Annotated in this window: 20 protein-coding genes; 9 read left to right on the top strand and 11 right to left on the bottom strand. The window is 65.4% G+C overall.

Annotation, left to right across the window (positions count from 1 at the left end; genetic code table 11):
- The 3 genes from PPGU16_RS19150 to PPGU16_RS19140 are packed head-to-tail and all read right to left on the bottom strand — an operon-like array spanning nt 1 to nt 2,950.
- Nucleotides 1-1,446 carry a LutB/LldF family L-lactate oxidation iron-sulfur protein gene (locus PPGU16_RS19150; RefSeq protein ID WP_180724353.1) on the bottom strand — a complete coding sequence of 482 codons (1,446 nt, stop codon included), beginning with the start codon at nt 1,444-1,446 and terminating at the stop codon, nt 1-3.
- Nucleotides 1,443-2,159 carry a LutC/YkgG family protein gene (locus tag PPGU16_RS19145; RefSeq protein ID WP_180724351.1) on the bottom strand — a complete coding sequence of 239 codons (717 nt, stop codon included), beginning with the start codon at nt 2,157-2,159 and terminating at the stop codon, nt 1,443-1,445. The genes PPGU16_RS19150 and PPGU16_RS19145 overlap by 4 nt, the downstream gene beginning before the upstream one ends.
- Nucleotides 2,156-2,950, bottom strand: a complete 795-nt coding sequence (locus PPGU16_RS19140; RefSeq protein WP_180724349.1) for a (Fe-S)-binding protein — start codon at nt 2,948-2,950, stop codon at nt 2,156-2,158. Before PPGU16_RS19140 ends, PPGU16_RS19145 begins: the two co-directional genes overlap by 4 nt.
- A 164-nt stretch (nt 2,951-3,114) precedes the next feature.
- Between PPGU16_RS19140 and PPGU16_RS19135 the strand changes: the two genes are divergently transcribed.
- On the top strand, nt 3,115-3,825 hold the full coding sequence (locus tag PPGU16_RS19135) for a FadR/GntR family transcriptional regulator (RefSeq protein WP_180724348.1): 711 nt from the start codon (nt 3,115-3,117) through the stop codon (nt 3,823-3,825).
- Between the two features lie 55 nt (nt 3,826-3,880).
- Here PPGU16_RS19135 and PPGU16_RS19130 read toward each other — a convergent pair whose 3' ends face one another.
- Nucleotides 3,881-5,470 carry a methyl-accepting chemotaxis protein gene (locus tag PPGU16_RS19130; RefSeq protein ID WP_180724346.1) on the bottom strand — a complete coding sequence of 530 codons (1,590 nt, stop codon included), beginning with the start codon at nt 5,468-5,470 and terminating at the stop codon, nt 3,881-3,883.
- Nucleotides 5,471-5,630: 160 nt separating this feature from the next.
- Complete coding sequence (locus PPGU16_RS19125; RefSeq protein ID WP_180724344.1) at nt 5,631-6,554, bottom strand: LysR family transcriptional regulator; 924 nt, start codon at nt 6,552-6,554, stop codon at nt 5,631-5,633.
- A 141-nt stretch (nt 6,555-6,695) separates the two neighbouring features.
- Here PPGU16_RS19125 and PPGU16_RS19120 point away from each other — a divergent pair, with 141 nt between their 5' ends.
- From PPGU16_RS19120 to PPGU16_RS19085, 8 genes are all read left to right on the top strand, one after another.
- Entirely contained in the window at nt 6,696-7,439 is a 744-nt protein-coding gene (locus PPGU16_RS19120; RefSeq protein ID WP_180724342.1) for an SDR family oxidoreductase, read from the top strand.
- A 172-nt stretch (nt 7,440-7,611) separates the two neighbouring features.
- Nucleotides 7,612-8,655, top strand: coding sequence for a transporter (locus PPGU16_RS19115; protein WP_180724340.1), 1,044 nt, complete (start codon nt 7,612-7,614; stop codon nt 8,653-8,655).
- Between the two features lie 159 nt (nt 8,656-8,814).
- Nucleotides 8,815-9,123 (top strand): EthD family reductase, encoded by a 309-nt coding sequence (locus PPGU16_RS19110; protein WP_079501429.1) that lies wholly within the window; start codon nt 8,815-8,817, stop codon nt 9,121-9,123.
- Nucleotides 9,124-9,324: 201 nt separating this feature from the next.
- Nucleotides 9,325-11,085, top strand: a complete 1,761-nt coding sequence (araD, locus tag PPGU16_RS19105) for an L-arabinonate dehydratase (RefSeq protein ID WP_180724338.1) — start codon at nt 9,325-9,327, stop codon at nt 11,083-11,085.
- A 28-nt stretch (nt 11,086-11,113) separates the two neighbouring features.
- Nucleotides 11,114-11,851 (top strand): ribonuclease activity regulator RraA, encoded by a 738-nt coding sequence (locus tag PPGU16_RS19100; RefSeq protein WP_180724336.1) that lies wholly within the window; start codon nt 11,114-11,116, stop codon nt 11,849-11,851.
- A 70-nt stretch (nt 11,852-11,921) separates the two neighbouring features.
- Nucleotides 11,922-13,247: an MFS transporter gene (locus PPGU16_RS19095; RefSeq protein WP_180724335.1), complete on the top strand. Its 1,326-nt coding sequence runs from the start codon at nt 11,922-11,924 to the stop codon at nt 13,245-13,247.
- Between the two features lie 45 nt (nt 13,248-13,292).
- Entirely contained in the window at nt 13,293-14,351 is a 1,059-nt protein-coding gene (locus PPGU16_RS19090; protein WP_180724334.1) for a LacI family DNA-binding transcriptional regulator, read from the top strand.
- Between the two features lie 875 nt (nt 14,352-15,226).
- Nucleotides 15,227-16,432 carry an NnrS family protein gene (locus tag PPGU16_RS19085; protein ID WP_180724331.1) on the top strand — a complete coding sequence of 402 codons (1,206 nt, stop codon included), beginning with the start codon at nt 15,227-15,229 and terminating at the stop codon, nt 16,430-16,432.
- 36 nt (nt 16,433-16,468) lie between these two features.
- Here the strand turns inward: PPGU16_RS19085 and PPGU16_RS19080 are convergent, their stop codons facing one another.
- The 6 genes from PPGU16_RS19080 to PPGU16_RS19055 all read right to left on the bottom strand — a co-directional run bounded on the left by PPGU16_RS19080 (nt 16,469) and on the right by PPGU16_RS19055 (nt 23,607).
- Nucleotides 16,469-17,587 (bottom strand): GGDEF domain-containing response regulator, encoded by a 1,119-nt coding sequence (locus tag PPGU16_RS19080; RefSeq protein WP_180724329.1) that lies wholly within the window; start codon nt 17,585-17,587, stop codon nt 16,469-16,471.
- Nucleotides 17,588-17,702: 115 nt separating this feature from the next.
- The gene (locus tag PPGU16_RS19075; RefSeq protein ID WP_180724327.1) at nt 17,703-18,707 is read right to left on the bottom strand and encodes a chemotaxis response regulator protein-glutamate methylesterase; all 1,005 of its coding nucleotides are present in this window, start codon (nt 18,705-18,707) and stop codon (nt 17,703-17,705) included.
- Entirely contained in the window at nt 18,704-21,007 is a 2,304-nt protein-coding gene (locus PPGU16_RS19070) for a hybrid sensor histidine kinase/response regulator (protein WP_180724325.1), read from the bottom strand. The genes PPGU16_RS19075 and PPGU16_RS19070 overlap by 4 nt, the downstream gene beginning before the upstream one ends.
- Nucleotides 21,004-21,714, bottom strand: a complete 711-nt coding sequence (locus PPGU16_RS19065; protein ID WP_180724323.1) for a chemotaxis protein CheW — start codon at nt 21,712-21,714, stop codon at nt 21,004-21,006. Before PPGU16_RS19065 ends, PPGU16_RS19070 begins: the two co-directional genes overlap by 4 nt.
- On the bottom strand, nt 21,695-23,116 hold the full coding sequence (locus PPGU16_RS19060) for a CheR family methyltransferase (RefSeq protein WP_180724321.1): 1,422 nt from the start codon (nt 23,114-23,116) through the stop codon (nt 21,695-21,697). Before PPGU16_RS19060 ends, PPGU16_RS19065 begins: the two co-directional genes overlap by 20 nt.
- Nucleotides 23,113-23,607: a chemotaxis protein CheW gene (locus PPGU16_RS19055; protein WP_180724319.1), complete on the bottom strand. Its 495-nt coding sequence runs from the start codon at nt 23,605-23,607 to the stop codon at nt 23,113-23,115. The genes PPGU16_RS19060 and PPGU16_RS19055 overlap by 4 nt, the downstream gene beginning before the upstream one ends.
- Nucleotides 23,608-23,630 lie beyond the last annotated feature (23 nt).

Below are 23,630 nucleotides of genomic sequence, written 5' to 3'. Positions count from 1 at the left end.
TTACTCGGGCTGGCCGCGCTCGCGCATCAGGTCATGCAGACTGCGCGCAGCGGGCTTCAGCGGCTCGCGGTGGCGAGTCCAGCCCATCTGGTTCGTCGGCGAGAATGCGCGCAGTCTCGTCGCCGCCCAGCGCAGCACCTTGTACGCGCGCGGATGCGCAAACGCGCCGCTCCAGAAGCGCCACACGAACTGTTCCTCGCGGCTGAACTTCGCGCCTTGTCCACGCAGCGGATGCGCGACCACTTCGTCCGGATCGCGATTCGCTTCCGTGCGCAGGCGCACCAGCAGGTCGGGAATCGGAATGCGCACCGGGCACACTTCGCCGCATGCGCCGCACAGGCTCGATGCCGTCGGCAGGTCGGCAGTTTCTTCGAGGCCGAGCAGATGCGGCGAAATGATCTTGCCGATCGGGCCCGGATACGTCGTGCCGTACGCGTGTCCGCCGATGCGCGTGTACACGGGGCAATGGTTCATGCACGCGCCGCAGCGGATGCATTGCAGCGTCGCGCGCAGTTGCTCGTCCGCATAGGCCTGCGTGCGGCCATTGTCGAGCAGTACCACATGCATTTCACGCGGACCGTCGCGCTCGCCTTCGCGGCGCGGGCCGGTGATCAGGTTGAAGTACGTGGTGATCGCCTGGCCCGTGGCGGAGCGCGTCAAGAGGCTGGACAGCGGCACGATATGCGACAGCTTCTCGACCACTTTCTCCATGCCCATGATCGCGATATGCACGTCGGGCACGGTGGTCGACAGGCGTCCGTTGCCTTCGTTTTCGACGAGCCAGAGCGTGCCCGTGTCGGCGGCCGCGAAGTTGACGCCCGACAAACCGATGTCGGCATCGACGAAGGCGCGGCGCAACGCGCGGCGTCCCGTCTGGATCAATTCGTCGACGTCTTCCGTATAGCGCGTGTCGGGAATGTGCTGCTCGAACAGCTCGGCGATATCCGCCTTTGTCTTGTGGATCGCAGGCATCACGATATGCGACGGCTTTTCGTGCGCCAGTTGCACGATGTATTCGCCCATATCCGATTCGATACAGTCGATGCCGCGCGCTTCGAGGTAATGGTTGAGCTCGATTTCCTCGCTCGCCATCGACTTGCCCTTGATCACGCGCTTCGCGTCGTGCGATTGCACGATGCCGTGGATGATCTCGTTCGCCTCGGCGGCTGTTTCAGCCCAATGCACGTGGACGCCGCGCGCCGTGAGGTTGGCTTCGAGCTGCACGAGCAGATCGGGCAGGCGCGTCAGCGCATGACGGCGTACCGCTTCGCCGAGATCGCGCAGATGCTGCAGTTCGTCGTCGTCGGGAAACTGCGTGCGGCGCTTCGTTTGCAGAAAATCCATTGCGCCGCGGAAGCTGCTGCGCAGTTTGGGATCGTCGAGCGCGGCGCGGGCGCGCGCCTTGAAGTCCTGCGACGGCACGAAGTGCATCGGAGTGGCGTTCATGCTGCGTCTCCCTCCGTGGCGGCGGCTGCATCGGTTTGAGGTTCGACGATCACGACCCACAGTTCGCGCGGGCCGTGCGCGCCGTAGGCGAGCGTCTGCTGGATATCGGAAGTCTTCGACGGGCCGGAGATCATCACGAGATTGGTCGGCATACCCGCCTGCCAATGCTCGGCGCGCATCGCGGCGTGCAGGTCCGCATGCAGCGAATGCGCGTAGACGAGCGCGATATGCAGCGGCGGCACGAGCGACATCGTGCGCGGCGAACTGGCATCGGGCGCGACGATCAGCGTGCCCGTCGAGGCGATCCCTGAGCGCGCGACCGTGAAGCCGGCGTCGATGGTGTCGAACAGTTCGGCTTTCCAGTTTTCGATCGGCTGATCGTAGTTGCGGGTTGCCACGGAAGAGGGCAACACCTCCGCCAACGCCGCGCCTTCCGCACACGATGTATCGAGCAGCAGGCGCTTCACGTTCGTCGCGAGCAGGCGTTGCGCGATCAACGCGGGCCACGTGTGCTCCGTCGCGCGAAATACTTCGGCATGCGAGGCGGCGAGCGCCGCGTGCATCGATTCGACCAGAGCTTGCGTCGGCAGCGCCACGCGGCGGCTGTCGTAATGCAGATCGATCTGTTCGTCGAGGTGTTTCAACTCGTCGCCTGAAACCTGAGCGGGCGCAGCGGCGCGCAACCGTCCGAGCATGCGTTCGCGCGCGTTCATGCTTTGCTCCCCTTGTTTTTCGCGTCGGCGGGTTGCGTGCGCCGCCACAGAAAACTCGCGATATGTTCGACTTCGACAGGCGCGCCTTGATGACGGGCCGCATGGCCGATGTTCAACAGACAACCGCAGTCGGCGGAAACGATCCGCTCGCAGCCTGTCGCGCAAGCGGATGCGACCTTGTCGCGCACCATCGCGCCGGAAATGTCGGGATGCTTCAGCGAAAACGTGCCGCCAAAACCGCAGCATTCCGATTCGCGCTCGTGTTCGATGCGCGTGACGCCCGGCAGCGCGTCGACGAGTTCGACGCCATGTACGCGCGTGCCCATTTCGCGCCGCGCGCCGCATGACGTATGAAGCACGACGCGTTCGGACGGCGCGTCGGTGGTGGTGGGAAATTCGATGTGCAGCACGCGCAGCAGGTATTCGCTCAGTTCGTACACGCGTTCGCTGAGCGCTTGCGCTTTTTGCGCCATCGCGGGATCGTCGGCGAACAGCTTCGGCCAGTGGTGGCGCATCATGCCCGCGCACGAACCCGACGGCACGATGACAGGCCAGGGCTGCGAGAAGAGATCGAGTTGGGCGCGCGCGACGTCACGCGCCTGTTCGGGATTGCCGCTGCTGTACGCGGGCTGGCCGCAGCAGCTTTGCTCCTGAGGAAAGTGCACGACCAGTCCTTCGCGTTCGAGCAGCCTGACCGCATCGAGCCCGGCTTCGGGGACGAACAGATCGACGAGGCAAGTCGCGAACAGATAGACATCGCGTGAGGCCGCCGGATAGTGCCTTTCCTTCATATCTCGCTCCTGAATGCGTCTGCTTGTTCGTCCGCTTGATGCGCCGCCCGCGTCGAGGCGGCTCGTGCGGATCGCTCGAATCGTTGACGCATGATTCCCAAATGTGCGCGACAATACAAATTGGTTGGACCACTGAAGCACGATCGACGCAGCAGAGGACGCGTATGGCGACGGGTACGAGAGAGCGGGGCAGGGTAGAGGGCGTGATGCGCCAGATGGAAACGTCGCTGCTGGACGGCACGTGGCCGCCGGGTTCGCGGCTGCCCGCCGAGCGCGCATTAGCCGAGCAATACGACGTGTCGCGCAACACGGTGCGCGAGGCCATTCAGCGGCTTGCGGCGCGCGGGCTGTTGCAAAGCCGGCGCGGCGCGGGCGTGTTCGCGACGGACCAGTTGCGCGCGGGCATTGCGTCGCCGTGGGGACAACTGGTCGCGGATCACCCGGTGTTACGCGACGACATTCTCGAATTTCGCCGCGTGCTGGAAGGCGCAACGGCCTACTTCGCGGCGATGCGCGCAACGCAGGCGGACATCAAGCGCATTCGTTCATTGATGCGCGAACTGGAGCGCTCGCACGCCTGCGACGACCACGATAGCGAAGCCACCGCCGACGCACAGTTGCACGACGCCATCGCGCTCGCGTCGCACAACACGATGTTCCTGCATCTGCATACGAGCGTGCTCGGCATGCTGCGCGAACACATCACGATCAGCGGCACGGACGTGCGTTTGCAGGGACCAGCGGAGTCGGGACAACTGCTGATCCAGCATCGCGCGGTGAGCGATGCAATCTGTTCGCGGCGCCCGGAAGAAGCGCGCACGGCGATGCACACGCATATCGACTTCGTACGCAGTATCCGCGACCGGCAGAGCTAGCTGAGCCGCAGTCAGCGGCTCCAAAGTGGTCCAACCAGATCCACGCGTTAAAACATCAGGCCACGGCGTCGGAAACCTGGAAGGCGTCGACAGAGGTCTTCAGCCGCCCAGCCTGCTCGGTCAACGAATGCGCGGCGGCGGCAGCCTGTTCGACGAGTGCGGCGTTTTCCTGCGTGAGACTGTCCATCTGCGTGACGGCGAGATTCACCTGATCGATACCCGCGCTCTGTTCAGCGGCGGCTGCGGCAATTTCCTGCATCACGCCCGTGACGCTCGCAATCGCATCGCGCGCCTGCTGGATCGTCGTGCCCGTGCGTTCGACGAGGCCCGCGCCGTTGCCGACCTTGTCGACGGCGCGGCTGATCAGTTGCCGCACTTCCTTCGCGGCGCCCGCGCTGCGATGCGCGAGCGTGCGCACTTCGCCCGCGACGACGGCGAAACCGCGTCCCTGTTCGCCCGCGCGCGCCGCTTCGACGGCGGCATTCAGCGCGAGGATATTGGTCTGGAAGGCGATGCTTTCGATCACCGCAATCACCTCGACCATCTTCTGCGATTCCGTCGAAATATCGCGCATGGTCGTGACCGCCTCGCCGACCATCACGCTGCCCTGATTCGCGATCTGCGCGGCGCTTTCGGCGAGTTCGCTGGCAGTGCGCGCGTTCTCGGCCGTCTGCCGCACCATCGACGTCATCTGCTCCATGCTCGCCGCCGTCTCCTGCAACGAAGCGGCCTGATTCTCGGTGCGCGACGACAGGTCCGCGTTGCCGCTCGCGATTTCTCCCGCGCCCGTCGCGACGTGATCGGCGGCGTGCTTGATGGCGCGGATCGTGTCCGTCAGCGTGTCGCGCATGCGGCGCATTTCACGCAGCAGGCTGCGATTGTCGTCGGTGCGCGTGTCGATCGACACCGTGAGATCGCCGACGGCGATCGCGTTCGCGACGTCCGCCGCGTAGCCGGGGTCGCCGCCGATCGTGCGCTGGATGCTGCGATTGGTCAGCGCGACCAACGTGGCCAGCAGCAACGCAATACCGATGAACACGCCGCCGATCAGATACAGCGAGCGCATGAACGCAGCGTCGATATCGTCGACATACGCGCCCGTCGCGATGATCCAGTCCCACGGCGCGTAGCGCACCACGTAGCCGATCTTGCCGACGGCTTCGGCGGGTGCCGATGCGGAGCCCGATGCAGACGCCGGGCGCGAATGCGGAAACACGTAATCGACGAAGCCGCCATCGGGCGACTGCGCGACCTTTGCGAAAGCAACATAGTGATGGCGGCCGTCCGCGTCGGCGGTGCCGGCGAGATCCTTGCCGTTCGTCGCCGGCTTGATCGGATGCATGATCATGCGCGGCGTCGAATCGATTACGAGAAAGTACCCGTCCTCGCCGTATCGGATATCGCGCAACCGGGCGAGCGCTTCCTTGCGCGCGTCCGCTTCGCTCAGCTTGCCGCTTTGCGCGAGCTTCGCATATTCCTCGACCAGCGACAGCCCGACATGGGCGACGTTCACGAGATCGTTCTTGCGTTCCTCGATGCGCGTCTCACGCGACAGATACGCCGCCGATACCGACACCAGCAGCAACGCGATCAGACTGATGACGAGCGGCAACCACAGCTTCTGGGTAAAACTCAGCTTCAGCATTCGGACGCCTCGCAACGTGGGCGATATATCGTTATGTGGACGCGCCGCGGTGGAATGCGGCACGCATGTCTCCATCTGATATATCGACAGTTGCGGCGTGGGCTTGCGTACAGGGAAACCCTGTCATGGATTATGCGGAGTGCGGATTTCAGCGTTGGTTTCAGCGCGCGTCGAAGCGCGCGGCGAGCCGCCGCTCGCGGAATGCTTCGACGACGAAGTCGATGAACACGCGCGTTTTGGCGGGCAGCAGCTTGCGGTTCGGGTAGTAAATCGTGATCGGGCTGACTTCCGCATACCAGCCGGGCAAGATCCGCATCAGCTCGCCGTTTTCGAGCCACCGCGCGGCGTGCGGCGTCGGCAGGAACGCGACGCCGAGACCGGCCCGCGCCGCGTGCGCCATCGCTTCGGGATCGTCGAAGATCATCCTCGTCTTGCACTCGGCGAGCGCTTCTTCGCCGACCTGATTGCGCATCGTCCACGCACGCAGGCGGCCCGTGCTGCTGGAGCGGCGCGCGATGCCGTCGAGTTCCGCGAGATCGGACGGGTGCGCGGGCAGCGGCCGGCCCGCCATGTAAGCCGGCGACGCCGCGACGATCACGTAGGGCCGCGCCAGATCGCGCGCGACGACGCCTTGCGTCAGCTCGATCCCGCCGCCGATCGCCGCGTCGAAGCCACCCGCAATCAGGTCGACGGCGCGGTTATCGAAATGCCAGTCGGGCACGACGTCGGGATAGCGTTCGAGAAACTCGCCCAGCAAGGGCAGCAGATACTCGCGCCCGAACGCGACGGCCATGCTGACCTTCAGCACGCCCGACGGCTTGCCGCCATGCTGCGCGGCGCGCGCAAACGCGTCCTGCAAGCTGGCGAACGGGACGCCCGCGTCGGCCCAGAGCTGTTCGCCGCCGGGCGTCATGGTGAGCTTGCGGGTGCTGCGGTGAAACAGCCGCACGCCCAGATGCGATTCGAGCCGCGCGACGTTCTTGCTGACGGCGGCGGGCGTGAGGCCGAGGCGCCGCGCCGCCGCCGAGAAGCTGCCCGTTTCGGCAGACTGGATGAACGATTCGATGAGATTCAGCGCTTCCATGGAGGTGTCCGTCGTGCCGTTGGCGGTTCGCTCGATCTTATACCAATGGTTGAAACTGTTACTCTTGATTCGACGCTAGCGGCAATGTAATCCGCTCGGCATACTGACGTCACTGCATCAACAAACCCACTGGAGCACAACATGAACTCGAATCTGCAAGGCAAGGTAGCTTTCGTCACGGGCGGCGCGCGCGGCATCGGAGCAGCGGTTGTGCGCCGGCTGGCAAGCGAAGGCGCGACGGTCGCTTTCACGTATCACAGCTCGGCTGCGGGCGCGAACGAACTGGTCGCGAGCGTCGAGAAGGCGGGCGGCCGCGCCGTCGCCGTCAAGGCAGACGTCGCCGACGCGGCGGCGCTGACCAACGCGATCAACGAGACGGCGCGTCAACTCGGCAAGATCGACATTCTCGTGAACAACGCCGGCGTGCTGCGGCTTGGAACGCTCGACGCCTTCTCGCTCGAAGACTTCGACGCCACCGTGCAGGTCAACGTGCGCGCCGTGTTCGTGGCATCGAAGGCCGTGCTGTCGCATATGGGCCAGGGCGGCCGGATCATCAACATCGGCAGCACGAACGCCGATCGCATGCCGTTCGCGGGCGGCGCGGTCTACGCGATGAGCAAGTCGGCGCTGCAAGGTTTCGTGCAAGGTCTCTCACGCGATCTCGGCCCGAAGGGCATCACCGTCAACAACGTGCAACCCGGTCCCGTCAATACCGACATGAACCCGGAGGAAGGCGAGTTCGCGGCGTCGCTGCATGGCCTGATGGCGATCCCGCGTCACGGGAAGGCCGACGAAATTGCCGGCATGGTCGCGTATGTCGCGAGCCCGGAAGCGGCCTTCGTAACGGGCGCGAACCTGATGATCGATGGCGGCTTCAGCGCCTGAGGCATCGCTTCAAGGACAGGGTCACCGCGACGCTTGCAGGCAGGGCGTTGCGGGAACCTGTCAGAAAGCTGTCAAAGCATCGACAAATAAACGTCAAACGGCTGTCACGTAACGTTTCTGCCGTTTGCTCATGTCAGAATGGCGCTTTCGCGGAACCCACCTCGAAACGCACATGACTTTGAACCTGGCGCCCGCCACCTATGGGGCAGACCGCTCCGGCCTCGTTTGCGGATTCCGTTTTTCACCCGACAAGCCCGGCCTCGCCGTCGATACCGACACAGCGGCCGAATGGCTCGCCGAATGTCAACACGAGGCGAAAGGGTCGGGCGCGCATCCGGGCGAATTCCTCTGGCTGCATTTCAATCTCGCGCATGTGTCGAGCGAGCGCTGGATACGCACGCATCTCGATCTGCCCGACACCTTCTTCGAAGCCTTGCGCGAAGGCTCGCATTCGACGCGTATCGAACATCAGCACGGCGCGCTGCTCGCCGTGGTCAACGACGTCATGTACGACTTCGAGCAGACGCCTTCCGAAATCGCGACGCTGTGGGTCTACACGCACAAGCGGATCATGGTGACGGCGCGTCTGAAGCAGCTGCGCTCCGTCGACCGGCTGCGCGCGTCGGTGCGCAACGGCGAGAGCTTCGATACGGCGGCCGAACTGCTGATTCATCTGCTGCGCGACCAGGCCGATCTGCTGGTGGAAATCGTGCGGCGGACCAGCATCGAAGTGGACCGCATCGAAGATCATTTTTTGTCGCAGCGCGCCTGGCAAAGCCGGCGCGACCTCGGCGCGATGCGCCGCGTGCTCGTGCGTCTGCAAAGGCTGCTCGCGCCAGAGCCCGGCTCGATCTTTCGCCTGCTGGTGCGGCCGCCCGCGTGGTTGTCGCCCGCCGATGTACAAAGCCTGCGCGATTCGACGGAAGAGTTCTCGCTGGTGCTCGGCGATCTGTCGGGCCTCGCGGAGCGCATCAAGCTGCTGCAGGAAGAGATCGCCGCGCGCCTGAACGAGCAGACCAACCGCACGCTGTTCACGCTGACCATCGTGACGGTGCTCGCGCTGCCGATCAACATCATCGCGGGTCTGTTCGGGATGAACGTGGGCGGCGTACCCCTCGCGGAGAACAAGCACGGCTTCTGGGTGATGGTACTGCTCGTCGTGAGCTTTACCGTGCTGGCAGGCTGGTGGGCGTTGCGCCGACGTCCGTCGGCGTGATGAGCGCAACGAGGACGCGGCGACCAGCGCGCCGCGTTTGAAACGCGTCCCTTCGACACAGAGATTGCAAATGTCGAGCGTAAAATCCACGGACCGTTGAACTGGCAGCATGTGGCATCAAGCAACACTGCACTGAACGTCCGTTTCAGGAGGCCTCACATGGCAAAGCTCATCGCGCTCTACAAGACCCCCGCCGACCGCAACGCATTCGACGCCCATTACTTCGACAAACACGTGCCGCTTGCGAAGTCGATCCCCGGCCTGCGCCGCTACGAAGTGAGCGTCGGCCCGGTGGCGAGCGCGAAGGGCGAATCGCCTTATGCGCTGGCGGCCATCCTCAGCTTCGATAGCTTCGAGTCGCTGCAGCAGGCGATGGGCACGCCGGAAGCCGCCGCCACGACCGCCGATCTGCAGAACTTCGCGCAGGCGGGCGTCGAACTGCTCGTGTTCGACTCGAAAGACGTCTGACGCGGGCAGGGCGTTCCCTGCGCGGCGCCTTTTCAGTCTGATTCTCCGTCGCCTCTCCGTACTATCCCTGGCGGACGAAGCGCGATGATAACGCTACCATCCGCACATCTCATCGCCATTTCGCCGTCGGGAAAGACAATCCGTCATGTCCCGCCGCGCGCTTTTGCGGCCAGAAATGATAGCGTTACCAAGGAGACTGATTTGTCCTCGAATCGCAAGAAGCCCGAAGAGTTGCGCAGCCACCGCTGGTATGGCGTCAACGACCTCCGTTCGTTCGGGCATCGCTCGCGCACCGCGCAGATGGGCTATCACTCGTCGGACTACATGGGCAAGCCGGTGATTGCCGTCGTCAATACGTGGAGCGAGATCAATTCGTGCCACACGCACTTCAAGCAGCGCGTCGAGGAAGTGAAGCGCGGCATCTGGCAGGCGGGCGGCTTTCCCGTCGAAATGCCCGTAATGACGCTCGCCGAGCCGTTCCAGAAGCCGACCACGATGCTCTATCGCAACTTCCTCGCGATGGAGACGGAAGAACTGCTGAAGTCGTATCCGTTCGACGGCTGCGTGCTGATGGGCGGCTGCGACAAGACCACGCCCGGTTTGCTGATGGGCGCGATCAGCATGGACCTGCCGGCCATCTATCTGCCCGCGGGCCCGATGCTGCGCGGCAACTGGAACGGCCGCACGCTGGGCAGCGGCTCGGATACGTGGAAGTACTGGGCGGAGCTGCGCGCGGGCAAGATCACGGAAGACGAGTGGAAGGGCATCGAAAGCGGCATAGCTCGCTCGCCGGGCCACTGCATGACGATGGGCACGGCCTCCACGATGACGAGCGCGACGGAAGCGCTCGGCCTCACCTTGCCGGGCTTCTCGTCGATTCCCGCCGCCGATTCGCGTCACGCGCAGTTTGCATCGCTGACGGGTCAACGCATCGTCGAGATGGTGTGGACCGACCAGAAGCCGTCGGATCTGCTCACCGCGAAATCCTTCGATAACGCCGTCACCACCGTGCTCGCGATGTCCGGTTCGACCAATGCGATCGTGCACCTCGTGGCCGTTGCGCGCCGCGCGGGCATCGATCTGACGACGGCGCGCTTCGACGAACTGGCGCGCGTGACGCCCGTGCTCGGCAATATCCGCCCGGCCGGCCAGTATCTGATGGAGGACTTCTATTACGCGGGCGGCCTGCGCGCGCTGCTGGCCGAACTCGGCGAGCTGATCGACGGCACGCAGATGACGGTGAACGGCCAGACGCTCGGCGAGAACATCGCGGGCGCGGAGATCTTCAACGACGACGTGATCCGCAAGCGCGACAATCCCGTGGTCGAACGCGACGGCCTCGCGGTACTGACGGGCAATCTCGCGCCCGATGGCGCGGTGATCAAGCCCGCCGCGATGGAATCGCATCTGCAGAAGCACCGCGGGCCGGCCGTCGTGTTCAAGGACTACAGCGACATGGCCGCGCGCATCGACAGCGACGACCTCGACGTGACGGCGGATTCGGTGATCGTGCTGCAACACGCCGGACCCGTCGGCGCGCCGGGCATGCCGGAATGGGGCCAACTGCCGATTCCGCAGAAGTTGCTGAAGCAGGGCGTGCGCGACATGTTGCGCATCTCCGATGCGCGCATGAGCGGCACCAGCTACGGCGCGTGCGTGCTGCACGTGGCGCCCGAGTCGTTCGTCGGCGGGCCGCTTGCGCTCGTGAAGGACGGTGACATCATCGAACTCGACGTGGCGGCGCGCCGCTTGCACCTCGACGTCAGCGATCAGGAACTCGCGGCGCGCAAGGAAGGATGGAAGCCGCCGAAGCGTCCGTTCGAACGCGGCTTCGGCGTGATGCATCAATTGCACGTGACCCAGGCAAACAAGGGTTGCGACTTCGACTTCCTCGAAGAGAAACTGACGACGCCTTCGCTCGAAGCACAGGAAGCGAACAACAACGAGCCGGAAATCCATTAACACGAACACCGTCACAGCCGACACGAAAATGACTGCATCCGAAACGACCGTGAGCGCCGACGCGCTCGAACTACTCCGTCACGTCAGCACCGCGACGCTCACCACGCAACTCTTCAAGCGCGGCCTGCGCAACGTGTTCCTGCAAGGCGTCGCGCCGCTCGTGAAGCCCGCGCCGGGCGCACCGAACCTGGTCGGCCCCGCGTTCACGCTGCGCAATATCCCCGCGCGCGAAGACATCGATCACGTCGGCGTGTTCCAGGACCCCGACCATCCGCAGCGCAAAGCGGTGGAAACAGCGCCGCCCGGCAGCGTTCTGGTGCAGGACTGCCGCGGCGACCGCACGGTGGCTTCGACGGGTTCGATCCTCACGTTGCGCCTCGCCAAACGTGGTGTCGCGGGCATGGTGTCGGACGGGGCGGTGCGCGACAGCGGCACGATCTCCGAACTCGGACTGCCGATCTGGTGCGCGGGCGCGAGCGCGCCGCTCAATCTCGCGAAGCATCACGCCGTCGACATGAACGTGCCGATCGCCTGCGGCGGTGTACCCGTGTATCCGGGCGATATCGTTGTCGCTGATGTGGACGGCGTGGTGATCGTGCCGCGCGAAATGGCCGAAGAAGTCGCGCGCGATGCGACCGAACAGGAGCAGCTGGAAGTGTTCATCCAGCAGCGCATCGCCGAAGGACGCCCGCTGCGCGGCACCTATCCGCCGAACGAGGAAACGCTGGCCGCCTACAAGGCGTGGCGCGAAGCGCAGAACAAGTAACGCGCCCGACGTCACCACGACAACCTGCACAACGAGGCCCGCGCGCACGCAGCCGGGCCCGGGAGACACCGTGAACACCGTCACTTCCGCGATCGACGAATCGCGCCTCATCAATCGCCTCGGCTTGCGGCTCATGCCGTTGCTCGGCCTGCTGTATCTGGTCGCGTATATCGACCGTTCGAACATCAGTTTCGCGAAGCTGCAGATGCTCGGCAGTCTCGGGTTGTCGGAAGTGGCGTATGGGCTAGGCGCGTCGCTGTTCTTCATCGGCTACCTGATCTTCGAGGTGCCGAGCAACGTGCTGCTGCACAAGTACGGCGCGCCGAAGTGGATGGCGCGCATCATGTTCACATGGGGCGTCGTGACGATCCTGCTCGCGTTCACGCAGAACGCGACGATGTTCTATGTGCTGCGGTTTTTGCTGGGCGCATCGGAAGCGGGGCTTTATCCCGGCGTGATCTACTATTTGACGCTGTGGTTTCCGCAACGGCATCGCGTGCGGATGCTCGGTTACTTCACGGTGGGCAGCAGTCTCGGCAACATGGTCGGCGCGCCGATCTGCGGCTGGCTGCTCGACAAGGGAGGATTACTCGGACTGCAAGGCTGGCAACTCGTGTTCATCGTGACGGGCATTCCTTCCGTGCTGTTGACGCTCGTCGTGCTGTTCTGCCTGCCCGCGTCGCCGCGCGAAGCGAAGTTCCTCAACGACGAAGAGAAGAACTGGCTCGCGCGCACACTGGACAGCGAAAGTGCGCAGGCGCGCAAGAGCGCCGCGGGTCACGGCACGCTCCTGAGCGTGCTGACCGAGCCGCGCGTGATCGGCATGGCGCTCTACTACATGATGCTGTCGATCTCCGTCTACGGCGTGAGCTACTGGCTGCCGACGCTGGTGAAAGGCTTCGGCGTCAGCAACACGACGAACGGCTTTCTCAACATCATTCCGTGGCTGATGGCGACGATCGTACTCGCGTGGCTGCCGTCGAAACTGCGCGCGGGCAATCGCGCGATCATCGCGATGCTCGCGTCGGCGCTGCTCGGCATGGTGTTCTTCCTGTCGTCGGTGTTTTTGCCGACTAACACGCTGCGCTTCGTCGCGTTGTGCTTCGGCGCGCCGTGCATGTATCTGCTGATTCCGTGCTTCTGGACGCTGCCGCCGAAGTTCCTGTTCGGCGCGCGTGCTGCGGCGGGCATCGCGGCGATCAACTCGCTGGGCAATATCGGGGGTTTTATCGCGCAGAACCTCGTGCCGTTCGTCAAGCAGACCACGGGCAGCACGCAGGCGCCGATGCTGATTCCCGCCGCGTGCATGCTGATCTTCGCGTTCGTGACGATGTTCGTTCTGCGGCGCAGCGGGCGGCCCGCGCAGAGTGTCGGCGGCGCGCCCGTCACCGAATAACGCATTGGCTACAATAGCCGCGCAACGTCATCCGTTCATTCACTCATGCCGACCGCCAAGCCAACCGACGCATCGATCGATCTCAAGGCCGCGCCCGCGCGTCGCACGCGCGGCGGCCCGAAGGGCTTGCGCATCACGGATGTTGCCGCGCAGGCGGGCGTGTCGCCGATCACGGTATCGCGCGTGTTCAACAACCCGGAGTCCGTTGCGCCCGAAACACTCGAACGCGTGCGCCAGGTCGTGCAGAAACTCGGCTATGTGCCGAACCGTCTTGCGGGCGGGTTGTCGTCGGCGCGTTCGCGGCTGATTGCGGCCATCGTGCCGACTGTCGCGCACTCGTTGTTCTCCGAGACCATCCAGGTGTTCAGCGAAACCATGTCGCGCGCGGGCTATGAAGTGCTGCTCGCACTGAGCGGCTACAGCGATACGAACGAAGAGAGCCTGCTCGATACGGTGTTGAGCCGCCGTCCCGAAGGCGTGCTGCTGACGGGCGTGGCGCATACGGATTCGCTGCGCGAGCGGTTGCGCAATGTCGGCATTCCCGTGGTCGAGACGTGGGACATGACGGAAACGCCGATCGATATGCTGGTCGGCTTCTCGCATTACCAGATTGGTGTTGCGGTGGCGGAGCGGTTTTTGTCGCGTGGTGTGAAGCGGCCCGCATTGATCTCAGCGAGTGATGTGCGGGCGCTTGCGCGCCGGGCGGGGTTTCGGGAGCGGCTTTTTCAGGCAGGCATGATCGATGTCGCGGAAGTGATCGTCGCGCCGCCTAGTTCTGTTGCCACAGGGAAGGCAGCGTTGCCTCAGCTTATGCAGGACGCGCCTGATGTCGATGCCGTGTTTTGCGGCTCGGATCTGCTGGCTATTGGTGCGCTCGGCGCGGCGAAGGGTATGGGGCTTGATGTGCCTGGGCGTCTTGCGATCTGCGGGTTTGGCGACCTCGAGTTCGCGACGGAAACGACGCCGCAACTGACGACGGTGCGTGTCGACGGTACGCGGATCGGCGTGAGCGCGGCGCGCGCGTTGCTCGATCGGCTGGATGGTGTGCAGGAACGTGCGTTTGTTGATGTTGGGTTTAGCTTGGTGGGGCGCGAGTCGGCGTGAGCGACCTGGTGGAGGTCTGGAGTTGCCGGTTTGGTTTGCGGTGGCATCCGCGTGATGTTATTGGTTCGCATGCGTTGCCCCTGTGCGGGGCGGCACCTACTTTTCTTTGCCGCCGCAAAGAAAAGTAGGCAAAAGAAAGCGGCTAACACCGCGAGTTCTAGTATTTGCCTGAGGGCCCCCAACCGGTCTTACGCTTCAAACGGTAACGCGCCAGTCCGCGCCCGTTGCCAACGTCCTCTCAGTACGCCTCACCCACTTCACGCACCCGCATCACAGCGTGCCATGCCAGATAGTCCACGGCCGCCCAGGTGGCAAACTGTGTGCAGGCCGTAGTACCTCACACGCCTCACTTCGGACAGATAGCGCACGCGTTCCACCCTGTAAGAGCGCCACGCTATACAACGCGACAACCTACACACAGTTTGCCACCTGGGCGGCACATACCATTCGCTGCCGCTGGCTCTTGTGCGGGTGTCTGAAGCGGGTGAGGCATCGGTTCGAAGCGTTGGCAACGAGCGCCAGCAGAGACGTTGCCGTGTGAAGCATAAGACCGGTTGGGGTCCCTCAGGCAGACACACGAGCTGGCGGTGTGAGCCGCTTTCTTTTGCCTACTTTTCTTTGCGGCGGCAAAGAAAAGTAGGTGCCGCCCCGCACAGGGGCAACGCTTGAAGCACGTAGGCATAACGCGGATGCCAGTAAAAACAAAAAAAACACAAAACCGCATCACGCCCGAGTTGAACCGACCCGCCAACAGGTCAAAACGACCCCAGTGAAAATGACTCATCCCGGAAAAAGCACACGGCCTGCAAAGGCCCCTCAGCATTGGCACAAAGCCTGCATCGTCACCTGAGACAATCCCGCCCATGAGTCACCAGATGAAAACCGTCGCCTTCGTCCCACCACCCGAACGCTACCGTCCCGCACAGCGTTTTGCCCTCCTCAATCTAGGCTTCCGCCCCTTCTACCTGGTAGGCGCAGGTTTCGCCGCACTCGCACTGACCGTGTGGCTGCTCATGCTCGCAGGCGTACCCATCATGGGCGGCTATCTGCTGAAACTGGACCCCATCGGCTGGCACGCACACGAGATGGTCTTCGGCTTCGCGGCATCGATCGTCGCGGGCTTCCTGCTGACCGCGGTACGCGCATGGACGGGCATGCAGACGACCAGCCACCGCGCGCTCGCCGCGCTCACATTGCTGTGGCTCGCCGCGCGCGTGCTGGTGTGGAGCGGGCCCGCCGTGCCCGCTGCGCTGATCGACAGCGCGTTTCTGCCTGCCGTTGCGTTCACGCTGCTGCGCGTGCTGATGAAAGCGGGCAACCGGCGTAACTATTTTCTGGTGCCCGTGCTGCTGACGTTCGCCGCGCTCAACGCCGCTTTCCATGTGTTGACGCAATTGGGGCATCCCGATCTCGCGCTGCGCTGTCTCTACGCTGCAGCGGACATCGTGGTGCTGCTGGTCTCGGTGATCGGCGCACGCGTGATTCCGATGTTCACGTCGAATGCAATTCCTGGTTTCGTCACGCGCCGCTGGAAACTGGTGGAGTGGAGCGCCGCGCCGCTGACGCTATGCGCGCTGTTCGCCGACGCAGCCGCGTTGCCGGCCGCCATCGTCTCGACACTCGCGTTCACCGCATGCGCGATCCATTGCACGCGGCTCATTGGCTGGCGGTCGTACAAGGTGCGCGGACCGGCCATCCTGCTGATCCTTCACATCGCCTATGCATGGATGCCCGTTGGCTTCGCGCTGCTCGGCTTGAGCGCGCTCGGGTTCGTGACGCATTCCGTCGCGACGCACGCATTCACGGCGGGCGTGATCGGCGGGGCGATCATCGCGATGATCACGCGCACGGCGCGCGGTCATACGGGCAGGCCGCTCGTCGCCGACACGCGCGATATCGCGAGCTATGCGCTCGTCACGCTGGGCTCGACATTGCGGATCGTCGGGCCGCTCGTTGCGCCGGTTCACTATCAGATGTGGATCTGGAGCGCGGGCGCGTGCTGGATCGCCGCGTTCGCGATCTACGCGGGCGCCTACGCGCTGCCGTTGATGCGGCCGCGCGCGGACGGCAAGCCGGGTTAGCGAGGCCGCGTCAAGCGAGCGCCAGACGGTACGCAGTCATTGCGCCGTCGAGCGCGTTTCGTTCACACCGCCTTCCGTCGCCGCCACGCGATTTTTTCCATCGCGTTTCGCGCGATACAGCGCGAGGTCGGCGGCTTCGATCAGCGTCGTCATCGGCGCGTCGGGCGCGGGCACCTGCGTGGCGCAACCGACGCTGATCGTCACGTACTGCCCCGACGACGAGCCCGCGTGCGGAATGCGCAGCGCTTCGATTTCGAGCCGGATCTTCTCGGCGAGCAGGCGCGTGCCGCCCGCCGACGTGCCCGGCAGCACGACCGCAAACTCCTCGCCGCCGAAACGCGCGGCAAGATCGCCGGGCCGGCCGAGGCAGCCTTCCACCGTCGACGCGATCTGCTTGAGTACTTCGTCGCCCGCGACGTGGCCGTAGGTGTCGTTGTACGGCTTGAAGTTGTCGACGTCGATCATCAACATCGACACTTCCGTTTGCGCGCGCATGCCGCGCCGCCATTCGGCGCTCAGATATTCATCCAGATAACGGCGGTTCGACAGCCCTGTCAGCCCGTCCGATTGCGTCAGCTTGCGTAGTTCGAGATTCGCTTCCAGCAGTTGCTGCTGCGATTCGCGCAGCGCGCGGTACGCCTCGTCGCGTTGCAGCAGGTTCACGTACGAGCGCGAGTGATAGCGGATGCGCGCGACCAGTTCCATCCGGTCGGGCAGCTTGACGAGATAGTCGTTCGCGCCCGCCGCGAAGGCCGCGCTCTTGATGGTCGGCTCTTCCTTGGTCGACAGCACGATGATCGGCACGTCGCGCAGCTTCGTGTTGGTGCGATACGCCTTGACCAGCGTGAGGCCGTCGATGCCGGGCATCACGAGGTCCTGCAGGATCACCGTGGGGCGCGTGTGGGTGGCCGCGTGGATGGCTTCGTCGGCGCTCGCGCAGTAGTGCAGGTCGATGCCTTCCTCGTTCGCGAGCGCGCGCCGCACCGCTTCCGCGACGATCGCCTGGTCGTCGACCAGCAACACCATGATCGGCACGTCGGACAGCGCCGCCGTTTCCAGCGCGGCGCGCGCAGCTTCGAGCGCGGCATTCGCGCGGTCGGCCGACGTCGATGTGGAACCCCCCTGGTCCCGTGCCCCGATTTGATCGAAGTCCATGTGCGTACCCCTGTCGGAAATGCTGGTCATGCGTTGTCTCGGTGTTTCATTGCGTGCCGCTCTTGCATCGAATGCCCCGTTGCTTCTGTCTTTACCCCTGCTGCGTTGCGCACACTCATCTTCGCGCGAACGCCGTCAGCTGGCCGGCGATGCTGCCCAGCGGCAGAATCCGGCGCGCCGCGCCAAGCGTCGCGGCCGCCTTCGGCATGCCGTAGACGGCGCTCGTCGCTTCGTCCTGCGCAATCGTGTCGTAGCCCTTCGCGCGCATCGCCTTCAGGCCGATCGCGCCGTCGCGGCCCATGCCCGTCAACAGTACGCCGAGTGCCTCGCCGGGCCAATGCTCGACGACACTATGAAAGAACACGTCGACGGACGGACGGTAGGGCATGTCGGCTGGTTCGCGAGTGTAGTGCAGCGCGCCGTTCTGTGTCAGCAGCATGTGATCGTTGGTCGCCGCGAGCAGCGCGACGCCCGCCGCCGGCAACTCGCCTTCGCGCGCGGTGCGCACCACAACGGGCGTTTGCCCGTCGAGCCATTGCGCCATGCCGTCGGCGAACACCTGGTCGACATGCTGCACGATCACGATGGGCGCGGCGAAGTCCGCGGGCAGGCTGCCCAGCACGGTCGCGAGCGCGGCCGGCCCGCCTGCCGACGCGCCGATCGCCACCAGCCGCTGCGCATCGCGCGTGAGCGGCGCGATGGCCGTTTGCCGCGGCGCCCAGGGCTTGTCCATCAACTGGCCGATCTGGTCGATCTTCTGCAGCATCAGCAGCGCGGACTCGCCGATGCCGCGCCCGCCGAGCGTCGGCGTATCGACGGCGTCGAGCGCGCCCGCGCCCATCGCCTCGTAGACGCGCCACGTGTTCGCGCCGACGCTGCTGGTCACGATCAGGATCGGGCAGGGCGTGCGCGCCATGATGCGGCGCGTCGCTTCCACGCCGTCGATTTTCGGCATGATGAGATCCATCAGCACGACGTCCGGCGTCTGGGCGGCGCAGAAATCGACGGCTTCTTCGCCATTGGCGGCGACCCACAACACGCGATGCTCGGAGCGCAGCGCGATCACGCGGCGCAGCGCCTCGACGGCGAGCGGCAGGTCGTTGGCGATGCCGATATTCATGCTGATGCCTCTCCGATCAGGTCGCGCACGGCATCGAGCAGGGCTTCGTCATGGAAGCTGCCCTTCGCGAGGTAGTAGTCCGCGCCGGCTTCGAGGCCGCGCCGGCGGTCCTCGTCGCGGTCCTTGTACGACACGATCATCACGGGCACGGGCTTGAACAGCGGGTCGCGCTTGATCAGCGTGACGAGCTCGATGCCGTCCATGCGCGGCATGTCGATATCGGTGACGACGAGGTCGAACGTGCCGCCGCGCAGTGCGTTCCAGCCGTCCATCCCGTCCACGGCGACCGTCACCGCATAGCCGCGTTTCTCCAGCAGCTTGCGTTCGAGTTCGCGCACCGTCAACGAATCTTCGACGACCAGCACATGCTTGCGCTGCCGCGCGGCGACATCGTGCGCGCGGCCGATCCGGTCGAGCTGACCGCCGCGCACGAGCTTGTCGACGGAACGCAGCAGGTCGTCGACATCGACAATCAATACAGCGTCGCCATTCTCCATCAGCGCGCCCGCCGCGATGTCCCGGATCTTGCCGAGGCGTGGATCGAGCGGCTGCACGACGAGCATCCGCTCGCCGAGAAAGCGGTCGACGGCGATCCCATACGTCACCCGCTCGTCGCCGATCACTACCACGGACACCGACTCGCGCGTCACGCCCGCCTGCGCGCCGAGCAACTGATGCGCAGTGACGAGCCCGACGGGCTTGCCGTCGAACGCGAAGTGCTGCTGGCCTTCGAGCATGTCGATATCGACGCGCGCGAGTTCGAGTGTGCGGCGCACATGCGCGAGCGGGAACGCATACGCCTCGCCGCCCACATCGACGAGCAGGCTGCGCACCACGGAGAGCGTCAACGGCAACTGCATCACGAAGCGCGAACCGTGGCCCGGGTCGTTGAAGATGCGCACGGTGCCGCGCACGGCCTTGACCATTTCATGCACGGCGTCGAGGCCGACGCCGCGGCCCGATACATCGGTGACCTGCTCGCGCATCGAGAAGCCCGGCAGCAGCAGGAAGTCGAGCAGTTCCGGTTCGGACAGACGCGCGGCCGTGTCTTCGTCGGCGAGCTTGCGGCGGATCACCGACGCGCGCACGTTGTCGAGATCGATGCCCGCGCCGTCGTCGCTGACGCTGATCAGCAGCTTGCCCGCACTGTGGCGCGCTTCGAGCGTCACGTGCGCTTCGGCGGGCTTGCCGCGCGCGAGCCGCGCGTCGGGCGTCTCGATGCCGTGATCGAGCGCGTTGCGCAGCAGATGGCCGAGCGGCGCGTCGAGCATGTCGAGAATGTCGCGGTCCACCTGCGTCGACGTACCGACGATCTCGAACTTCACGCGCTTGCCGAGCGAGCGCGCCAGATCGCGCACGACGCGCGGATACGCGTGCGTCGCGTCGCCGAACGGGCGCATCCGGCATTGCAGCGCTTCGTCGTACAGCAGTTGCGCCAGGTTGGAACTGCTGCGGTCGTAGTGGTCGAGTTCGTCGAGGCGCGCGCCGAGCGTGTGCTGCATGTCGTTGAGCGCGGTGCGCACGTCGGCCAGCGCCGAGAGCGCGGCGTCGTCGAGATGGTCGGCCAGCGTGTCATAGAGCGCATCGAGCGCGCGCGAGGTGTCGCGCTGTGTCCGCTTGATGCGCAGCATCGACGTGGCGAACGGCTTGAGCCAGCGCGATTCGACGAGCACTTCGCCCGACAGGCTCAACACGCGGTCGAGATTCGCAGCGCGCACGCGCAGCATGCGGTCGGGGTGACGAGCGGACGCATGCGAAGCGGGTTGCGCGGGCGCGTCAGGCGGTGCAGCGGGGTCGGTTGCGGGCGCTTCCTGCCGTTGCGCGAGCGCCTCGGCCTGCAGTTGCGCCTGGAGTTGCGCATACACGTCGACGTCCTGATCGGCGTGCGTTCCGTCGCCGGCTGCCGTCTCGCGCGCGGCGCTTGCGGGCGACGCCAGCCGCCGCACGAACCCGTCGATATCGGCGCGCGTGACGGGCGCGTCCGTCTTCGCATCGCCCACGCGTATCAGCAGATCGACGCCGCGCAACAGCACGTCGATATGCGCGGGTGTCAGTTGAAGTTCCGCGCGCTGGGCGCCGACAAAGCACTCTTCCATCACATGCGCGATATCGACGCCATCCTGCAAGCCGATGATGCGCGCCGCGCCCTTGAGCGAATGGGCGGCGCGCATGCACGCTTCGAGCGCGGCGGCGTCGGCGGGGCGATGTTCGAGCGCGAGCAGACCGTCGGACAGCACGCGCGTTTGCACAGCCGCTTCCTCGCGGAACAGTTCGAGCAGCGACAGATCGTCGTCGGTCATCGCAGGCTCCGGGCAATCGACTCGAACAGCCGCGCCGGATCGATCAGGCCGACGGACCCGCCGCGCCACGCGAGCACGCCGCTTGCGTGCGACGCGGTGGCGTGCGCGAGCGTCGCGGGAACGGGCAGCAGTTCGGCGTCCGCATATCGGATCACACCTTCGACCTCGTCGACGGGCAGGGCCACGGGCGGCGCGGCGGATTCGCCGTCGTGCGCGGCGACCAGCATCCGCGCATAGCCGTTACGCGCGGCCTGCTTCGCGTCGGCGGCGCGGTCCATGTTCAGCAGTTCTCCCAGCGAGACGGCAACGGTCAGCGCGCCACGCACGTTGACGACGCCGAGCACGGCGCGCGAGCGCTGATGCGGCAGCGAATGGATCGGGCGGATATCGTCGATCTGGCGCAGCACACGGGTCGGCAGCGCGAGCCACTCGCCCGCGATGCGAAAGGCGAGCGCGGACTGAGTCTGCGCGGACGCTTCACGCGTTGCGGCTGTCGCTGCGCCCAGTTGCGCACGCGAAGCGAGATCGGTGGCGCTCAACGGCCGGTCGAGCAACTGCGCCGCGCCTTGCGCGAAGACAGGGCAGTTCAGGCAGCGAAAATAGTCGGCGAGGCGCGGGCAGGTATTGTCGCCGCGCGTGCCAATGCGGTTCCAGCAGTCGTCGACGCGCACGGCCGCGCCCGGATGATCAGGAGCGTCGTGCAGCATGGAATCCTCGTGAACGTTGCGCATCGTCCGTTGGCGCTTGAGTCGATTGTGTCGAGCGCGCCGCCGAGCGTTGCGCGCGTTGCATCAGGTTCTGCGCACCCACCCGATCGCCGCCGATGTCGAGCAAAGCGGCCAGATGCGTGAGCGCTTCGTAATGCACGGGGTCCAGATAAAGCGCCTTGCGATAGAAATCGGCAGCGTCGGCGCCGCGCCCGCGCGCATCGGCGATCAGGCCGAGCAGATAGAACGCGTCGACATTCGGGCCGTGCACGATCGCATGCTGATGCGCGAGGCGCTCGGCTTCGTCGAACTCGCCGGCATCGGCGTGACGGCGCGCGGCTGCGAGCGAGGGTTCCGTGGCGGGTAGCGGCGTCGGCGCGGGCGGCATCGTTCGAACAGCAGGTTGCGTTCGCTGCGCCGAGAGGCCGCGGTTCGCCGGCGGCGGTTTCGCGGCGACGCGCGTTGCCGACGTGAGCACGGTCGCACGCGCGGCTTGCGCCGTCACGTTCGCCGCGCTCAGAGCAAGTGGTTTGACCGCGCGCGCCGCATGTGTTTCTTCGGGCGTGCTGCGCCGGAACGCAAACGCGAGCGGAATGCGCGCGGATGTCATCGCGTGCCGCATCATCAGGCCCGTCTCGGCGGGACCGACGAAGATCGTGCCGCCGCTGGCGAGATTCGCGTCGAGCACGCGGATCGCGCGGTCCTGCGCCTCCCGGTCGAAATAGATCAGCACGTTGCGGCAGAAGATGAAGTCGTATGGCGCCTGCGCGCCCGCCTGCAAGTCGAACAGATTCGCGTGCGAGAAGCGCACCGTCTCGCGTACGCGCTCGCTCAGTTGCCAGCTGTCGCTGACGGCCGTGAAATGCCGGTCGCGAAACGCGAGCGGATGGCCGCGAAACGAATTGCGCCCGTAGAGGCCCGCGCGCGCATGCTCGATCACGCGCGCGCTGATATCGAAGGCATCGACGGTGAAACGGTTCTCGCCGATGCCGTCGTCGAGCAGTGTCATCGCGATCGTGTACGGTTCCTCGCCCGTCGAGCACGGCAGGCTCAGCACGCGCAATACGTGCATCGGATCGCGCACCAGCCGCTCGTTCGCGAGCCGCGCGAGTGCGACATACGCCTCGCGGTCGCGATAGAACCATGTTTCGGGCACGACGAGCGCCTCGATCAGCGCCTGCCGTTCGTCGCGCGACACGCTCAGCTGCTGCCAGTACGCTTCGATCTCGGCGGGATCGATAGCGACGCTCGTGTCGTGTGCCGACAGGCCGAGGCGCGTCACGCGCACGCGTTCGAGCACCGCGCGCTCCAGCGCGTTGATGCCGAGCGACGACGCGTCGATTCCCGTCTCCCGCAGGAGCCAGGCTTCGAAGCGCGGCACGAAAGCGTTCGCGGCGTTCATCGCGTATGAGATTGGGGTTGCGGGAAGAGCAGCGCCTTCACGTCGTCGTCGAGCATCTGCTGTACGTCGATCCATTGGATCATGCCGAGTTCGTCGCTCGCGACGGGGCCGAGCCAGCGCGCGTGCGGCGTCGCGATGCCGCTGTCGGCGAAGTGCTCGCGCTCGATCCGGCGCGTCTGCGTCGCGCGTTCCACGATCAGGCCGAGCAGGCGCGGGGGCGCTTCATCATCCCCGGGTTCGCGTATGTCTCGCACGTCGCGGTAATGGACGAACACGAGCCGCGTCGAGCGCCAGTACTGCGACGGGCGGCCAAGCGCGAGTTGCGCGAGATCGATCACGGGCACGGGTTCGCCGTGACGCTCGATCACGCCCGCAACCCACGCGGGCGCGCCGGGAATCGCCTTGGTGGCGGTCAGCGTCTGCACTTCGACGATGTCGGCGGCATCGAGGGCATAGCGGTCGCGGTCGAGTTCGAACAGAAGAAAGAGCATCGCCGTCACCGTGTCAGCCGTGT

The sequence above is a fragment of the Paraburkholderia largidicola genome (genome assembly GCF_013426895.1).
Classification (GTDB): domain Bacteria; phylum Pseudomonadota; class Gammaproteobacteria; order Burkholderiales; family Burkholderiaceae; genus Paraburkholderia; species Paraburkholderia largidicola.
Note: the sequence above shows the minus strand (reverse complement) of the source record. Positions and strands in the feature narration are given on the sequence as shown.

Coding starts and splice junctions, on each gene's coding strand:
- PPGU16_RS19150 (WP_180724353.1), bottom strand. CDS start 1,446: ATGAACGCCACTCCGATGCACTTCGTGCCGTCGCAGGACTTCAAGGCG.
- PPGU16_RS19145 (WP_180724351.1), bottom strand. CDS start 2,159: ATGAACGCGCGCGAACGCATGCTCGGACGGTTGCGCGCCGCTGCGCCC.
- PPGU16_RS19140 (WP_180724349.1), bottom strand. CDS start 2,950: ATGAAGGAAAGGCACTATCCGGCGGCCTCACGCGATGTCTATCTGTTC.
- PPGU16_RS19135 (WP_180724348.1), top strand. CDS start 3,115: ATGGCGACGGGTACGAGAGAGCGGGGCAGGGTAGAGGGCGTGATGCGC.
- PPGU16_RS19130 (WP_180724346.1), bottom strand. CDS start 5,470: ATGCTGAAGCTGAGTTTTACCCAGAAGCTGTGGTTGCCGCTCGTCATC.
- PPGU16_RS19125 (WP_180724344.1), bottom strand. CDS start 6,554: ATGGAAGCGCTGAATCTCATCGAATCGTTCATCCAGTCTGCCGAAACG.
- PPGU16_RS19120 (WP_180724342.1), top strand. CDS start 6,696: ATGAACTCGAATCTGCAAGGCAAGGTAGCTTTCGTCACGGGCGGCGCG.
- PPGU16_RS19115 (WP_180724340.1), top strand. CDS start 7,612: ATGACTTTGAACCTGGCGCCCGCCACCTATGGGGCAGACCGCTCCGGC.
- PPGU16_RS19110 (WP_079501429.1), top strand. CDS start 8,815: ATGGCAAAGCTCATCGCGCTCTACAAGACCCCCGCCGACCGCAACGCA.
- PPGU16_RS19100 (WP_180724336.1), top strand. CDS start 11,114: ATGACTGCATCCGAAACGACCGTGAGCGCCGACGCGCTCGAACTACTC.
- PPGU16_RS19090 (WP_180724334.1), top strand. CDS start 13,293: ATGCCGACCGCCAAGCCAACCGACGCATCGATCGATCTCAAGGCCGCG.
- PPGU16_RS19085 (WP_180724331.1), top strand. CDS start 15,227: ATGAAAACCGTCGCCTTCGTCCCACCACCCGAACGCTACCGTCCCGCA.
- PPGU16_RS19080 (WP_180724329.1), bottom strand. CDS start 17,587: ATGGACTTCGATCAAATCGGGGCACGGGACCAGGGGGGTTCCACATCG.
- PPGU16_RS19075 (WP_180724327.1), bottom strand. CDS start 18,707: ATGAATATCGGCATCGCCAACGACCTGCCGCTCGCCGTCGAGGCGCTG.
- PPGU16_RS19070 (WP_180724325.1), bottom strand. CDS start 21,007: ATGACCGACGACGATCTGTCGCTGCTCGAACTGTTCCGCGAGGAAGCG.
- PPGU16_RS19065 (WP_180724323.1), bottom strand. CDS start 21,714: ATGCTGCACGACGCTCCTGATCATCCGGGCGCGGCCGTGCGCGTCGAC.
- PPGU16_RS19060 (WP_180724321.1), bottom strand. CDS start 23,116: ATGAACGCCGCGAACGCTTTCGTGCCGCGCTTCGAAGCCTGGCTCCTG.
- PPGU16_RS19055 (WP_180724319.1), bottom strand. CDS start 23,607: ATGCTCTTTCTTCTGTTCGAACTCGACCGCGACCGCTATGCCCTCGAT.